The sequence below is a fragment of the Flavobacterium plurextorum genome, assembly GCF_002217395.1.
Lineage (GTDB): Bacteria > Bacteroidota > Bacteroidia > Flavobacteriales > Flavobacteriaceae > Flavobacterium > Flavobacterium plurextorum.
Map to the genome: position 1 here is coordinate 12,695 of NZ_MUHD01000014.1, position 15,917 is coordinate 28,611.

The window sequence follows — 15,917 nt, forward strand, 5'->3', positions numbered from 1 at the left end:
CCTATTTTTTTTGGGGTCAAAGTTAAAAAAAAATAAATATTTAGATTTTGAGGGCTGTTAAAATAGTGGTTGTGTTTTAATTTTAGTTGATTTTGTAAAATTTAAGTTCTTTTTTTAAGACTACTTTATTTTGATGATCTAAATTATGCTCTAAATTGTCAATTGTATTATAATTAATTTGATTTATGAAGCCGTAAAGCGCTATAAAAGTTATGTTTATAAGAATAAAGTCGAAAAATGTTTATTTTTTTTGAAGCTTTGCAATCAAAGCATCTTCAATTGGCGCTTTTATTTTAATTACAGCATTAACTTCATCGTTTGGAATTGTCATTGACAAAACATAATGTTGAATTTTCCATTCTTTTCCCACTTTAACCAAAACACCAGAACCTCGGCAGATTTTCATTTGTGTGTTCAGCAATTCGTCAAACCAAGCTGTTTTTCCTGTTTTGTCAAAAAAGATATGGCGTTCTAAAGCTGTAAAATTCCAAGTCTTTCCTTTGTCAAAAAAGGGTTTTGCCCAAACTTTAAAATCTTTTTTAGTCCAGTTTTCAGTCGCATCAGTTCCAATAAAAATAGCATCGTCTGCCATTAAGTTAAAATAAGCGTCAAATTTTACATCGCCGGCAGCTTTGTGCCAAGCATCTATTGTTTGATTGATTTTATCTTTGTCTGAGGTTTGAGCATTTGCAAAAGCAGTAACAAATAAAAGTAATAAGAGTGTTTTTTTCATGTGAGATACTATTTTAGTTTAAAGGTATTAATTTTTTAAACTATAAATAAGCAATATGAAAAACTTTGAGCTTTTACGAGATTAATCTATTAAGAAGCCTAAAGTAAACTCAAAATTATCTTAGATTCCTTTAAGGTTTAGTTTTAAAAAAACGAGTATATTTGAGTGCTTTAAACACGTTAGATATGAATCCGAAAATCTTTATAAGTTCATTTGTTATTACTTCTTTACTTCTGGTTTCTTGTAAAAAAGAATTAGAACCTCAGGAGAGCACACCAACTTCTGAATTAGTAAAATTAGGTTTGGCAAAAGACACCGCAAAAACGAAGTCAGTGGTAGAACAGCAGCAACAGCAAATGCAAGCTGCAAACCCAAATACAGTTTTGAGTGAGACAAAGGGATTAAATCCTGCTCATGGAAAGCCAGGACATCGTTGTGATATTGCTGTTGGAGCTCCCCTAAATTCTGCTCCTGCACAACAGGCTCAAACAACGCAGACAGCTCAAACGGTACAAGTAAATCCGAATCAAAAAAAAGTAGTAACAACCACAGTTGCTGCGCCTGCAAAAGTAGCCAAAGGGATGAATCCGCCACACGGACAACCTGGACATAGATGCGACATTGCAGTTGGAGCACCTTTAAATTCGCCAGTTGCAAAAACTACTACTGCTGCGGCTTCAACTCCGCAAAGCGGAACAGCGACACAAAATTTTACGGTAACGCCGCCGCCGGCTGCAAATCCAGTTCCAGCTTTGTTAAGTACAGAAACTACTCAAAAGGTAGCCGAAGGAATGAATCCGGCGCACGGACAACCAGGACATCGCTGTGATATTGCAGTGGGAGCACCTTTACCAAAATCATAAAAAAAGCGGAATACAATTGTATTCCGCTTTTTGTTTTAAATCATATGATGTTATTCAATTTCAAAAATCGCCTGAATTTCTACAGCCGAATTTATAGGAAGTGAAACTGCGCCAATTGTAGCTCTGGCATGTTTTCCTTTTTCTCCAAAAACCAAAGCGGTTAAATTTGAAGCCGAATTCATAATTCCAGCGTGTTGCGTATATTCAGGAGTAGTATTAAAAAATCCTGTTAACTGCACACATTGTTTTACTTTGTTTAAATCGCCTCCGCAAGCTTCTTTTAAAACCGCAATTACATTCAGCATTGTTTGATATGTTGCTTCTTTTGCTTGCTCATCTGTAACACCTGCGCCAACTTTACCGGGATTTAAAATTTTTCCCTCTTTTAAGGCAACTTGATTTATGTATACTTTATGATTCGAAATCGTGTACGGAACATAATTCCCAACTGGTTTAGGAGCTTCAGGAAGCACAATATTGTTGTCTTTTAATGTTTTGTTGATATCAGTTTTAGTTTCTGCAGAAGTTGTTTTTACAGTTTTGATATTTTCTGTGTTTTTCAATCCAGATGCTGCTCTTGCTAAAGCTTTTCCTTGTTCTTTAGCTAAATTTAATTCGCTTGAAGAAGGTCGTGTTCCAGTTGATCCTGTTAATGCAGTGGCTCCAAATGGCGTATTTCCTTGTGGTACAGATTTGTCTAAACCAGCTGTTCCCATAATTCCAGTAGGAACAATTAACATTCCGTGAGAAGCAAGAATATTCCAGAAAGATAAAATTGCAGCTTCTTTTCCTGCACCAGATCCTGCAGACATAAATACTGTTGCGGGTTTACCTTCTAAAGCTCTTGAAGTCCAAAGCGGAATACTTTGGCTGAAAAAGTAATTCATATCGGCACTGATATTAGCAAAATGAACAGGACTTCCAAATGCGATTCCATCATAATTAACCAATTCGTCAATAACGGCAACTGGCAGTTTTTCTACATCAGAATTTAGTTTTTCTTTTGTATTTATTGAGGGAACTCTTTTTATAATTGCTTTTGTATTTGGATATTCCTGAATTCCTTCGGCAATCGCTTTAGCCATTTTATATGTACCTCCGTTTTGAGAATAAATTAAAACTAGAATATTTGTTTCCGGTGTTTTTACTTGTGCACTAGCACCAAAGCCTATAAAAACTGCGATTAATAATGCGAGTAATTGCTTTTTCATGAATGTGTTTTTAATAATTATGGTATAAAATCCCAACTATATACTTGTTTTCAAGTTTTATTTTTGGGACTGCAAATTTACTTCTTACATTATCGAAAAACGTTATTATTATCTTAATTGTCTTATCAAATGGTACTAATCCTAAGTCCCAGAGGGACGAAATAGTTATAGAAAATAAAAGGACGCCAAAAAAAGAACCCCAGCGGGGTGATATATTGAGTATTGTCAGTAAAAATAATATGTCGCTCCGCTGGAGCTGGATTTTTATAACGGATATTAAATTAGCTATAAATATATTGCTCCTCTGGAGCTTTAAATTTAGCAGTTGATTTTATTGATTTCTTTTATTCTGATAGCTTTTGAGATTGGTAGAGGAAATAATCATTTCAAATGCATTCTTTTGCATGCTGTGTGTTTAAGTGCTTCAATTCAAAAAAATAGCTGATAATTTTCTAACTTCGGGAAAACAAATTTTCTATTTTATGAAAAAAGCAATTGTATATGGCGCGAGCGGACTAGTTGGATCGTACATTCTAGAAAACTTATTGAATGATGATGCTTATGAACAAGTTGTAATTGTTGTTCGAAAAGATTTAAATATACAGCATCCAAAATTAAAAACGCTGATAGGTGATTTTCATTCATTAGCCAATGTAGTGCAAGGCATTGAAATAGATGAAGTTTTTATTTCGCTTGGCACAACGCAAAAGAAAACACCAGATAAAAAAGTGTATTATCAAATAGATCATGATTATCCAGTTTTAGCCGCAAAACTTGCTAAAGAAAACGGAGCAAAATCAGTCTTCTTGGTTTCTGCAATTGGCGCAAATGTAAATTCATCTGTTTTTTATGTGAAGACAAAAGGCGAGGCAGAGCAAGATATTATTAATTTAAATTTTGAGCATACTTATATTTTTCGTCCTTCGATGATTTTAGGAGATCGAAAAGAAAACCGACCACTGGAAAAAGTCTTTAAAGTGGTTTTTAAAGTCATCAATCCGTTATTTGTTGGAAAACTAAGCGCTTATAAAGGAATTGAAGCCAGAGATATTGCAAAAGCAATGGTTAAAAGTGCTGCGAAATTTAGCGAACCAGTTAAGATATTGCATTGGAAAGAAATGAATGCTTTATTGTAGCGTATTGATGCAATTTGTGTAACACATAAAAACATAGTTTTTGTAGTCAAAACGTGATATTTCACTTATTTAAACACAAAAAGCTATGCGAAAGAAACATGTTTCTTTTTGTCTCCTTTTCGAGTCATAAAATCTATGTTTCTATGTGTTTAATGTTTTTATTTTACGCAACAGGTTTACGATAAAAAAAAATGGCATTATCTTGATTTGAGATAATGCCATTTTTGTATGTGATGTTTATATTAATGTGCCTTCAATTTTTCGAAAGTAGTAGTCAATGATTTCTTTGCTTTAGTTAAAGCGCCGCTAAAAGCTTTTTCGAGTGTATCGGCATGTTCTGTTACGGTAATAGGCTGTAATTTTACAGGACGAACTTCGATTACACATTTTTTATCGTTTACACTAAATTTTTCTCCATTTTCATCTCCAAAATGTACTTCAATGCGGGTTATTTTTTCCTCAAAACGAGCTAAACCTTTTTCTAATTCTTCAGAAAAATAAGCTGCTAATCTTTCATGTCCTTCGATGTTCTTGTCGGTATTGATTTGAATTTTCATATCGGTTTATATTTAATGATTGTTTCTCAAAGCTATCTTTTTTAACGCAAAAAGCCAAAGAGATTAATAAAAAATTATGAAAAAAATATACGATTTATCGTCTTGTTTGTCATTCCGATCCCGAGGCTTCGGGAGAAGAATCTTCACAAGTAACTCCACAACAGTAAACAAGTTAAAATGTAAGAAAATCACATAATCTGCTCAGGTTTTTTAATATATTTACAGTCCTAAACATCGAGAATATGAACACAACAAAACTTTTTGCCCGTATGGCACGCTGGCGGTATTGGAAACAACCACAACGCGTTCTCGAAGGCGTAGGACAGCTAACCCATACGGGTTTTATATTTCCTAAATTTCGAGATTATGAGTACAAACACGCTTTCAAAAGAAACCGAATTGCGGTTAGCCTATTTTTTCAACCAAACAGTTGATCCTAAAAGTCTGGCAAAAGCAATCCGACAAATCAATTATTTAATTGCTTTAAGCATAATTCGCGATTGCGAGACATTCGAAACCGAGAAAATAAACCTCGAAAAAGGTTATTATTGGCTCAATGAATTAGCCGAGATTTTAAATCCTTATTTTGACGTTGAGAATTAAGAAAATGAAAAAGCCACTGATGAAGTGGCTTTTTTTGTGTTTTTAATTGCTTAATTTTCGGGATAATTGAGATTAAAATAGTTCTCAAAAGCTTTGCAAAGTAATTCTTTATCTACTTCCAATAATTCATTTCGAACATTCCAATCTTTAATGTATTCTTCATCTGTTTCAGAAATTTCCTCGCCATCAAGTTTTCGAGTTAAAATATCACTTAATAATACACTATTGCATTGATGATAGCCTGGATAGTATTTATAAATAAAGGCCCAATAGTCAAATTTATCATCATTTGCATTTTCATCTTTGTGATCTTTTTCTTCAAATTCTTTGATTACCTCGAATTCTAGCCAACCCATTGCTTCTCCAATTCCTTGATAAAAAGCATTTCTTTCCGCTCGAGTTTCAAAAGTATATTTCTTTAGATTAATTGTTTTTTCATAATCAGTTAAGGCTTCCTTATTGTTGTATTTTTTTACCTGATCTTTTCCGAAAATTATTTCCGCTGAATATTTCATTTCTTAAAAATGTTATGATAATGATAATCTAAGAATTCTTTAGAAGGAAGAAATCTATTGGGTAAATTTATAGGTTTATTCTCGTATTTTAAAAAGAAATCTTCTATGGCGTTTTCTTTTCTATATTCATCTAAAAAAGGAGATGTTTTTATTTTATATTCATCAGTAATAGTTATATATCCTTTATCAAAAGCCTTGTCGTGGATTGAGTTTATGCAGATTCCATTATGAGGATTTAATCTAATTTTATCATCCTTTGACCAAGGAACTATATGGCTGGCAACAAGAAAATCTGGGATTGAAAGCCCAGTAATACAGCATTCTGAATTATATGAAGAAAGAATTGTTGAACGGAAGAAACTCTGATTTATCCTTGTTTTGATGACTGATTCACGTTCTTTACCTAAAGGTAAATTGTTGATATCTATATTAGATGTCTTTTCAATTGGTTCATTTGCAAAATGAGAAATTATTAGTTCGCTATCATATCCAAGATTTTCCCAGTTATTATTATATTCGTCCCATACAATTTTATCAAGTTTGGTGGTGTTTCCTAATCCAACGATTCCTCTTTTTTTTAACTCTAAATCAAAACTTCCAAAATTTCCAATTTTCATCTTTACCGAATTAGCACTTCTTCTAATTATTCTTGAAATTCTAATAACATCTGGGTGATTGGAACTAACCTTATTAAAAGGAATTTTACAATATAGATTTAGTACCACAATTGTTTGTTCTTTTGTCCAATTTTCTGTTGCCATAATAGTTTATTAGAAATTTATATAAATAATAATTAATTAATATGATTTATTGGGTTAATAAAAAAACAAAATCAATTTTTATTTAAATGAAGGAGTTTCTACATTGTAAAGTTATCGTCATCTGTTGGAATTGGCTCTCCTTTCATAAACAATTCAAAAGAGCCAGTAGGAGCGAAGTCAATGTTAATTACATTATAATCATTTTTATTTCGCCACAAACGAACAGAATCTGTTCCTTTCTTTTGAAGCCATTCACGGGTAACAGGTTCTCTTTCTTTGAGTCCTAAAACATCTACAAGTAACCATTGACCTAAAGCAGATTGTCCAAATCTTTTTCCGTTTTCATCTTTTAAAGTATTGCTTCCAGATTGTAAGCCTTTCATGTTGTCTTGTGTAACCAAAGCAGGAATTATTTTTCCATTAGGAAGTTTTAATGAAAAACGTACTTCAGGTTTTTCATCTGAAGGGCCTTTATAGTCTTCTTTAATTCTTTCAAATTCAAATATGTTGGATGTGAAAAAATCAGGATGCTTTCTGTGAAATTCTCTTGGAATAGGAACGTAAATTTCATTTAAAGGTCTTGGAATATTACTACCTCTATTTTTAGATGCGGCATTCCATGCATTTAATCCTGATTTTTCTTCTACTTCTTTAGATTGATAAGAATATAATGGCAAGTAAACTTCAATAATATCGGGTTCTGCAACTTTTGTCGTTTCAATAAGATTGAAGTATGCTTGTAGTAAGAATGAAAATGGATCTTCAATTATTTTTACATCAAATTTATTGAGTATTAAGGTGTTGTATTTGTCGGAGTCAAATTTTTGCCATATTTGAGAATCGGCAAATGTATATCTATAATCTTTATTTCCATCAGACCAAGATAGAGCGGATGGTGTTGCGCTAAAGTTTGTAAGTTTTGCTACATCAATTAATGGGTACGCACATTCATTTATAGTAAAAATGCCTTTGTCACGAGTTATATAGTGATAAATATTTTTGTCTTCTGATAATCCTAATCGCTCATAATCACTTTTCATTCTTTGATTTTTGATCTCAGAAATTTTATAAGCTAATGAGTGTAAATCATCACGATAGAAATTTATATCATTTTGATAGCGTTTAAGTTGCATGACTTTTTGAAAAGAAGGTTTACTTCCCATCCAAGTTTTAAGGCCAATTCCGATTCGGTTATCACCAAATACAGAAAGTACATCATGCGGAGTGTTTCCAATATCTACATTTTGACTATCGAAAATTTTTGTAAAAACAGTTTCCTGAAATTTAGAGTCAAGATATGGTATTAAATCTCCTTGTTTTTGACGGAATAAATTAGATAACGCTCCATAAACTTGTAAAAACTTTATATATTCATCTCTTTGCTCAATGGAAAATTGCTCCCAAACACTCATGGTAGTAAGACATTTAAAATTTCTTGACTTATTCGTTCAATCAAAGGTGTTGTTACCGAATTTCCTGCTTGCATGTATAATTTACTGTTAGCAATATTTGGTAAGATATATTTGTCCATAGGGTATCCTTGAAAAGCAAAACATTCTTTTGGAGTTAGTTTTCGAATACCATAATCATCTAGAATTAATGGTACGTTATGACCTCCAGTACCCATATTTGCCGTTAGAGTTGGACAGACTTGGTTTTTGTTTTCTCTCACATATACTCGTCTCCATTGGTAAATTGTATCTTTTGAAGTTATTGTTTTCTCTAGTTCAGGATAATATTGGTGGTCTTTTTTATAATATAAATTATCTGCTTGCTTTCCCTTTTCTAAAATATCATGAATGGTTTTAGTTAGAGGAATTGATTCAGGAAATTTAAAATCGCCATGATTAGGTACTTCTCGTTTATCAAATGCTACAATAAAAATTCTCTCTCTGTTTTGAGGAACATTTGCATGTGTTGAAGAATTCAGCACTTTAGTATAAGCTTTATAACCCAGTTTTTCTTCTAATATTTCTAATATTACTTTAAAAGTATTTCCTTTATCATGAGAAACTAAATTTTTTACATTTTCAAGAAAAACAACTTTAGGTCTTTTAGTTTCAATAATTTTTTCTAAATCAAAAAACAGAGTGCCCCTTGTATCTTGAAATCCTTTTCTATTCCCGGCAATTGAAAAAGCCTGGCATGGAAATCCCGCACATAATACTTCAAAATCATCTGGGATATAATTTTTAGTGCTTTTTTTCGTGATATCTCCAAATGGAATTTCTCCAAAATTGGTTTTATATGTTTTTTGCGAGTCTACATTCCATTCACTTGTATAGATACATTTTCCGCCAATATTTTGCAATGCAATTCTAAATCCACCAATTCCTGCAAAGAGATCGATGAATTTGAAAGTATAGTTTTTGGGAGTTGGAAAAGGTACATCTTCAACTTCAAACAATAATTGTTGTAATGCAGAATCAGAAAGAATATTTAATTTTTCTTCTTCATTTTTGTATTCGACAATTTGTTTTAAATATTCTGTGGCCTCTTCTTCAAAATGATCTTTAACGCCATTATGATAGTTATGAAGATAATGTGTTACTACAGCTTTTCTATTATCATCTTCTTCTACAAAACGAGTTTTAAAATTTTTACCATCAAATTCATCTATATTGATCTTTTCTACTCCCATCATTTTGCGCTTAAATTAATGGTGCAATTTAGAAATAATAATCCAAAAATTAGGAATTATATTTTTGCGGAGATAACTTCTTTTTGGTTTGTAAATTTGGTTTTAATTAGAGTCACTTATCCTTCTTCCCCCACTTAATCTTCATTTTTCCATTATCATCAAGAGCTATTAAATGCAGGACAATTCCGCGTTCGCGTACAGCATCGCGCTCGGCTTTGCTGGCGAGTTTGGCGTCATTTTTAGAGTTTCTAAGCGGAATTGTTAAGGCGAGATTGGTTCCTCGGCCAAAAGAGTAAATTCCGTCAACATCAATGTTTAGTACACTGGAACTTATTGTTAAATTGTTTACGTCTACTTGTTCGCCGCGCATGTTAAGATGACCGGACAAATCGCTGAAAGTGATATTCTCGACATCACGAAAAGGAAAAGCAAACTTGCCAATTTTTACAATTGGCTGAAAATTTACTAAAGCGCCTTGATTAACATTAAAATCGAGTTTGCCGTGTATCGAATTGGTGATTAATTCTCCGTGACTATTAATAAAACCATTTACATTAGCAGTGCTTGTAAGGCGTCCTTTAATGTTGTTTGGACTGAAAGATTTGATTCCGAAATTGTTAAACGATTTTAGAAAACTTGCAATGTCAACTCGGTTAACCTGTGCGTTTGAGCTAAAAGCATAGTTGTTTCCGCTGGGTTTAACTTCGCTGTTAAAAGTTATACTGCCGCCAGAAGTTTGCAGCGAGCCATTTTTTATAAGCAGTCTAGAATCGATCATTTGTATGCGTGCCGTTGTATTTGTGGCGGTTAGTTTATTGTAATTTATTTTGTCCGCTTTAATATCAATAACAACCGCACATTTTTCGATCACTGTTCGTAATTGGTTTGAGATTGTTGGTTTTTTATTTTTAGCCACAGTTTTACTTTTTTGAGAAGCTGCTAAAACACCCAAAAATTGTTTCAAATCGAGATTTGGAAAGTAAATATTCCAATTTACAACCATTTTTTCGGGAGCGTTATAGTATAGATTCAGGAAATTGTCAATTTTACCATCGATAATAATAGTGTTTTTGTTGTGTTTGTAAGTGATTTTTTTAATGAGCAAAGCCTGTTCGGTAAAGTCAAGCTGGACGTTTACTTTTTCGGCATGAACTTTTTTCGGAATAAAATCAAACGAAGTATTTTCAACATTTACACTGCCAATAAATTTAGGTTTGTTGATGTATAAATCGACAATGTCAAACTGAAAGTCCAGATTAGCCTTTGCGTGACCTTCTGTAAAATTGATCCATTTATCATTACTTATTTCGTTCAGTTTTTCTACATCAAAATCAGAATTTACAGTTCCAGTTGCAATTGGTTTTTCAAGATTATTGATGGATAACTGCGGAATTGAAAGCGGAATATTTTGATATTCTCCAGAAAATCGAGTTAAAATAACTGCTGAGTTTGGATCATTAAAACCTTCTTTAGGTTTGAAATTATTGGTAAAAATTCCTTTAAAATTACATTTCTTAATTTGTCCGTCAGGAATCGTAAGCTCATTGTTTTTGCACATTGCCTGCACCACTATTTTGGGATCATCATGAACATTTAAATCTCCTTTTAGATCACAGTTTACAGCAATTGGCTCTTTTAGATCAAACCGATTAAGCTTAGAACTAATATTTGCCGATAATAAATTCGACGCATTACTCCATAAAATATGAGTGTCTATGTTTATTCCATAAAGCGAATTGGTTTTCCCGATATTAAAATACGCCACAATATCAAATGAATCTGTGCCTATTTTTAGACCTTTGGTTGCAATATCAATTTTTTGTTTTTTTACAGAATACGATACATTCAAAGTTCCTTTTAATTCCTTTTGTTTAGCAAAACTTCCGTGAACAGTATTAAAAGCAAGACTGTTTATTTGAGTGTCTAGAAATAAATCAGTATTCCAATCGTCTCCATCGTAATTTACTTTAGAGTTTAAATTGTGAACATCAAAATCAAATAATTTATTTCCCAGTTGGTTATTTATAGTAACCCGAACATTGTTGAGGTCGATTTGATCAATTGTAGTTTCTGTTTCTGATTTCTTTTGCGGATCTTTTTTCTTTTTTGGTTTAAAAATGTCTGAATTTGTATATCCGTCTTTAGTTTTATAAATATAAATATTAGCGTCGTTAATAAGGATTTTATGAATATTAAGTTCATTATGCAATAAACTCCAAATATTGAGTCGGGCTTCAATTTCTTTGGCTTTTAATAAAGTATGATGATGTGTATTCCATTTTTTGTCTTTGAGTTCAACATCATTTAAAGCTAAAGTGAAATTAGGAAAACCAGTTAAAAACTTATAATGAAAGTCGCCAATATGAAATTCTCCATTTATATTTTCGTTGATTTTGGCGTTTACTTTGGCAATAATTTCGGTTTTGTTTCTGTTGAAATAGATCGATAATCCTCCACAGGCAATTAAAAGTAATGCGATAAGTCCCAAAATAAAAAAACCAAAACGTTTAGCATATTTTTTAAAACCAACCGACTGAAAAAAGTTTTTTATTTGTTGTAAAGGTTCTCTCATCTGGATAAAATTTTCTGGATCATTAAAGATAAGCTAAAAAAGAATGTTATTCTTAAAAAGATTACAGGAAGCTCATTATAAGTTTAAACTTATAAAATATAGGATTAATTGCGCGTATAATTAAAGACAATACATTTATAATGAAAACTAATTTACGAATGATGTTTCATTTGTTTTAAATTTTTAAATTTGTACTCTAGTTTGAAACATAACAATTCAGACGATAATTTTAAAAGATAAGAAATTATGGCATTAGCAATAACAGATGCTACTTTTGATGAAGTAGTTTTAAAATCAGATAAACCAGTAATGGTAGATTTTTGGGCAGCATGGTGTGGTCCTTGTAGAATGGTTGGTCCAATCATTGACCAATTAAGCGATGAGTACGCAGGAAAAGTAGTTGTTGGTAAAGTAGATGTAGATGCAAACCAAGAATTCGCTGCAAAATATGGTGTGCGTAACATACCAACCGTTTTGGTATTTCATAACGGTGAAGTAGTAGGGAAACAAGTAGGAGTAGCTCCAAAACAAACCTACGCAGATAGTTTAGACGCTTTGTTGTAATCGTAAGATTATGATTTATATAAAGAAGGTTTGGCGAAAGTCAAACCTTTTTTATTTGAGTTTTCTTGCCGCGAATTTCACAAATTTTCACAAATTAAAATTTTTACTTGAGTTTTCACTGCTCCAGATAACTATCGGGAGGGGCAAACTTTTTAAATTAATTCGCAGGAATTAGTGGAATTCGTGGTAAACATTTTTTATTTTTAACGAATCTTATATTCTTTTAAAAATGAAAAATCTATACACCTTCCTTTGCTTTTTTATGTTGATTCCGAGTTGTTTTTCTCAGTCAAAAGAAAAAGAAAGTATAATTCTAGAAAGTGGTGTTTCAGAGCAATTGGCGCAATTTCGTAAAAAACAAATTTCAGGTGTTCAATATAATTTGTCTTTCGAGATTCCAAATCAGAAAGAAGAGAATATAAATGCTCACTTGCTCGTAAATTTGAACTTAACGGATTTAAGTCAGCCCTTACTTTTAGATTTTAAAGAAAAAACGTTGAACATAAAATCAGTTGCCGTAAACGGAAAAAGCATGGCAATTGTTCACGAAAAAGGACATATTGTAATTTCTCCGTTAGCTTTGATTTCAGGAAAAAACACAATCTTAATTTCTTTTATTGCAGGTAATTTATCGTTGAATAGAAACGATGATTTTTTATACACTTTATTGGTTCCAGATCGTGCAAGTACGTTGTTTCCGTGTTTTGATCAGCCAGATATAAAAGCGACTTATAAACTGAGTCTTACGGTGCCAAAAGATTGGTCAGTTTTGGCTGGAGCCGATGTAAAAGAGAAATTAGAAAAAGGCAATTTTACTTTGTACACTTTTGGAGAATCAGATAAAATGAGTACTTATTTGTTCTCTTTTGTTGCCGGAAAATTCAAAAGTACCACGCAAAAACCAGGTTTAGAAATGACAATGCTGTATCGTGAAAACAGTCAGGAAAAATTTCGCGTAAGCGCCGATACTATTTTCAACTTGCATCAGCAATCTTTAAACTTTTTAGAAAAATATACCAATTATAAATTCCCGTTTCAAAAGTTAGACTTCGCTTCAATTCCCGTTTTTCAGTATGGCGGAATGGAACATGTTGGCGCAATTCAATATCGAGAATCAACTTTGTTTCTTGATAACAGCGCAACCGACAGCGAGAAATTAAACCGTGCGAAACTCATCGCGCATGAAACCTCGCATATGTGGTTTGGCGATTTGGTAACCATGAAATGGTTTGACGACGTTTGGATGAAAGAGGTTTTTGCCAACTTTATGGCAGACAAAATTATGAACCCGATTTTTCCAAAAGTCAATCATAATTTACAGTTTTTCACCGCTCATTATGCAAGCGCTTACGCGGAAGATCGATCTTTAGGAACACATCCAATAAAACAGCATTTGGCAAATTTAAAAAATGCGGGTTCGCTTTATGGAGCTATTATTTATAATAAAGCACCAATTATGATGCGCCAGTTAGAAGCTTCGATGGGAAAAGAAGCTTTTCAGAAAGGAATCGAAAAATACATTCAAAAATACGCTAATGACAATGCCGATTGGAATAATCTAGTAGAAATTCTAGATGCCGAAACGCCGCTTGATATGAAAAAATGGAGCGAGATTTGGGTAAACAAATCTGGAAGAGCAATTTTTACAGATAAAATCGAATACGATTCTAAAAACCGAATCAAAAAATTTGAAATTACTCAGAAAGCAGAAGATAAATCAGATAATATCTGGTCTCAGATTTTTCAGATTGGTTTAGTTTACAAGGATAATGTAAAGGTTTTAACGGCAAATATTAAAGAGGGAAATCTAGTTTTAAAAGAAGCTGTCGGACTTGAAAAACCACTTTCTGTTGTTTACAATTATAATGGTTTTGGATACGGTGTTTTTCCGCTTGACGGGAATAATTTAAAGTATATCGCAACATTGAAAGATGAGGTTGCAAGAGCTTCAAGTTACAGTAATCTTTATGAAAATACATTGATTGGAAATGTTTCGTCAGACAAAGCTTATGAATGCTTCTTAAAAGGAATTCAAACAGAAGAAAATGAATTGGTTTTGAGAATTGCTTCGAATAATTTGAATACTATTTATTGGAGATTTTTTACCGAAAAACAACAAAATAAAGTTCAGAAACAGCTTGAAGATATTTTGAATGAACGTTTGCAAGCGAATTTATCGGCGAATATTAAAAAGACTTTATTTGGATTGTTTAGTTCGATTGCCTATTCAGATTCGGCAAAAGCCAAATTATATCAGATTTGGAATAAGGAAATTGTAATTCCCGGTTTAAAATTGAATGAAGATGATTTTACCAATATGGCGATGAACTTGGCGATTTTCAAACATGAAAAAGCCGATGAAATTCTGGAAAAAACAAGAACTACAATTACAAATCCTGATAAACAAAAGCGTTTTGTGTTTCTGCTTCCGTCATTATCAAAAGACGAATTGGTTCGAAATGCTTTTATGGAATCTTTAAAAGACGATTCAAACCGCGAAAAAGAATCTTGGGTTTCGGTTGGTTTAGCGAATATTCATCATCCGCTTCGTCAGGAAAGTGCGCAAAAATATATTAGATTTTCATTAGATTTAGTCGATGAAATTCAGCGTACAGGAGATATTTTCTTCCCGAAAGACTGGCTTGATAATACAGTTGGAAAATATTCGTCGAAATTTGCTTTTGATGAAGTACAGCGATTCTTAAAAGAAAACCCTAATTTTAGTCCGATCTTGAAGCGCAAATTATTTATGTCGACAGATTTGCTTTATAAAGCACAAAATATTAAAAAAGAAACCGAATGAAAATCGAATCGGAAATAGAGAAAGTCTCCAGTTTTCAGCATCTCGAAATGTTGGCGAATCAAGTTGTAGAAGGCTTTATATCTGGAATGCACAAGAGTCCGTTTCATGGATTTTCGGCTGAATTTGCTGAACATAAAGTTTATAATGCAGGCGAAAGCACCAAACATATCGATTGGAAACTATTTGCCAAAACGGATCGTTTGTACACAAAACGTTTTGAGGAAGAAACCAATTTACGCTGTCATCTTATCGTAGATAATTCGTCGTCGATGCATTATCCTGAATTAAAATCGAATCAGCCTTTCTATGAAAAGAAGATTGGTTTTGCGGTTTTGGCTTCGGCGGTTTTAATGAATATTTTAAAGAAACAGCGTGATGCCGTTGGTTTAAGTGTTTTCTCGGATAAATATGAATATTATGCTCCAGAAAAAGGAAGCGATCGCCATCATAGAATGCTGTTGAATAAACTGGAAGAATTATTGGTGCAGCCAAAAGTCAAAAAAACGACCGATACTATTACATATCTGCATCAGATTGCAGAGAAAATGCATCGTCGTTCGATGATTATTTTGTTTACGGATATGTTTCAGACCGAAGATGATGAAAAGCTTTTTAACGCTTTACAGCATTTAAAACACAATAAACACAAAGTAGTTTTGTTTCATGTAGTTGATAATGAAACCGAATTGAAATTTGATTTTGACAACGCGCCAAGAAAGTTTATTGACTTAGAATCAGGAGAAGAAGTTTCGATTTTTGCGGATAACGTTAAAATTGAATATGAAAAAAGGGTAGAAGCCTATTTTAAAAACTTGGCTTTAACCTGCGCGAAGAACCAAATTAAGTACGTTCCAGTGAATGTTGGTGATAATTTTGAAAAAATATTGACAACATATTTGGTTGAAAAACAAAACTTTGGATAAATATTTGAAAATTTATTTCATTTTTTTTACAAAAA

At 32.5% G+C, this 15,917-nt stretch carries 14 protein-coding genes; 6 read left to right on the top strand and 8 right to left on the bottom strand.

Annotation, left to right across the window (positions count from 1 at the left end; genetic code table 11):
* Positions 1-241: 241 nt before the first annotated feature.
* Positions 242-733, bottom strand: a complete 492-nt coding sequence (locus B0A81_RS06710; protein ID WP_089057306.1) for a nuclear transport factor 2 family protein — start codon at positions 731-733, stop codon at positions 242-244.
* A gap of 185 nt (positions 734-918) precedes the next feature.
* Between B0A81_RS06710 and B0A81_RS06715 the strand changes: the two genes are divergently transcribed.
* Complete coding sequence (locus B0A81_RS06715; RefSeq protein ID WP_089057307.1) at positions 919-1,596, top strand: hypothetical protein; 678 nt, start codon at positions 919-921, stop codon at positions 1,594-1,596.
* A 50-nt stretch (positions 1,597-1,646) separates the two neighbouring features.
* On the opposite strand, the gene wrbA is transcribed toward B0A81_RS06715, so the two are convergent.
* Positions 1,647-2,807 carry an NAD(P)H:quinone oxidoreductase gene (gene wrbA, locus B0A81_RS06720; protein WP_089057308.1) on the bottom strand — a complete coding sequence of 387 codons (1,161 nt, stop codon included), beginning with the start codon at positions 2,805-2,807 and terminating at the stop codon, positions 1,647-1,649.
* Positions 2,808-3,289: 482 nt separating this feature from the next.
* Between wrbA and B0A81_RS06730 the strand changes: the two genes are divergently transcribed.
* Entirely contained in the window at positions 3,290-3,943 is a 654-nt protein-coding gene (locus tag B0A81_RS06730; protein WP_089057595.1) for an NAD(P)H-binding protein, read from the top strand.
* Positions 3,944-4,185: 242 nt separating this feature from the next.
* Here the strand turns inward: B0A81_RS06730 and B0A81_RS06735 are convergent, their stop codons facing one another.
* On the bottom strand, positions 4,186-4,500 hold the full coding sequence (locus B0A81_RS06735) for an HPF/RaiA family ribosome-associated protein (protein ID WP_089057310.1): 315 nt from the start codon (positions 4,498-4,500) through the stop codon (positions 4,186-4,188).
* 366 nt (positions 4,501-4,866) lie between these two features.
* Here B0A81_RS06735 and B0A81_RS06740 point away from each other — a divergent pair, with 366 nt between their 5' ends.
* A complete protein-coding gene (locus tag B0A81_RS06740; RefSeq protein WP_089057311.1) occupies positions 4,867-5,103 on the top strand; it encodes a hypothetical protein in 237 nt (78 codons plus the stop codon).
* A 50-nt stretch (positions 5,104-5,153) separates the two neighbouring features.
* On the opposite strand, the gene B0A81_RS06745 is transcribed toward B0A81_RS06740, so the two are convergent.
* From B0A81_RS06745 to B0A81_RS06765, 5 genes are all read right to left on the bottom strand, one after another.
* Positions 5,154-5,618: a hypothetical protein gene (locus B0A81_RS06745; protein WP_089057312.1), complete on the bottom strand. Its 465-nt coding sequence runs from the start codon at positions 5,616-5,618 to the stop codon at positions 5,154-5,156.
* The gene (locus tag B0A81_RS06750) at positions 5,615-6,379 is read right to left on the bottom strand and encodes an HNH endonuclease (RefSeq protein ID WP_089057313.1); all 765 of its coding nucleotides are present in this window, start codon (positions 6,377-6,379) and stop codon (positions 5,615-5,617) included. The genes B0A81_RS06745 and B0A81_RS06750 overlap by 4 nt, the downstream gene beginning before the upstream one ends.
* Before the next feature lie 98 nt (positions 6,380-6,477).
* Entirely contained in the window at positions 6,478-7,791 is a 1,314-nt protein-coding gene (locus tag B0A81_RS06755; protein ID WP_089057314.1) for a phospholipase D-like domain-containing protein, read from the bottom strand.
* A complete protein-coding gene (gene dcm / locus B0A81_RS06760) occupies positions 7,788-9,023 on the bottom strand; it encodes a DNA cytosine methyltransferase (RefSeq protein ID WP_089057315.1) in 1,236 nt (411 codons plus the stop codon). The genes B0A81_RS06755 and dcm overlap by 4 nt, the downstream gene beginning before the upstream one ends.
* 109 nt (positions 9,024-9,132) lie before the next feature.
* The gene (locus B0A81_RS06765) at positions 9,133-11,592 is read right to left on the bottom strand and encodes an AsmA family protein (RefSeq protein WP_089057316.1); all 2,460 of its coding nucleotides are present in this window, start codon (positions 11,590-11,592) and stop codon (positions 9,133-9,135) included.
* A 246-nt stretch (positions 11,593-11,838) separates the two neighbouring features.
* Here B0A81_RS06765 and trxA point away from each other — a divergent pair, with 246 nt between their 5' ends.
* The 3 genes from trxA (at position 11,839) to B0A81_RS06780 (ending at position 15,882) form a co-directional block, all read left to right on the top strand.
* Positions 11,839-12,156, top strand: a complete 318-nt coding sequence (gene trxA, locus B0A81_RS06770; protein ID WP_012023423.1) for a thioredoxin — start codon at positions 11,839-11,841, stop codon at positions 12,154-12,156.
* A gap of 229 nt (positions 12,157-12,385) precedes the next feature.
* Complete coding sequence (locus tag B0A81_RS06775; RefSeq protein ID WP_089057317.1) at positions 12,386-14,959, top strand: M1 family aminopeptidase; 2,574 nt, start codon at positions 12,386-12,388, stop codon at positions 14,957-14,959.
* Positions 14,956-15,882: a DUF58 domain-containing protein gene (locus B0A81_RS06780; RefSeq protein ID WP_089057318.1), complete on the top strand. Its 927-nt coding sequence runs from the start codon at positions 14,956-14,958 to the stop codon at positions 15,880-15,882. Before B0A81_RS06775 ends, B0A81_RS06780 begins: the two co-directional genes overlap by 4 nt.
* The last annotated feature ends 35 nt before the right edge of the window (positions 15,883-15,917 follow it).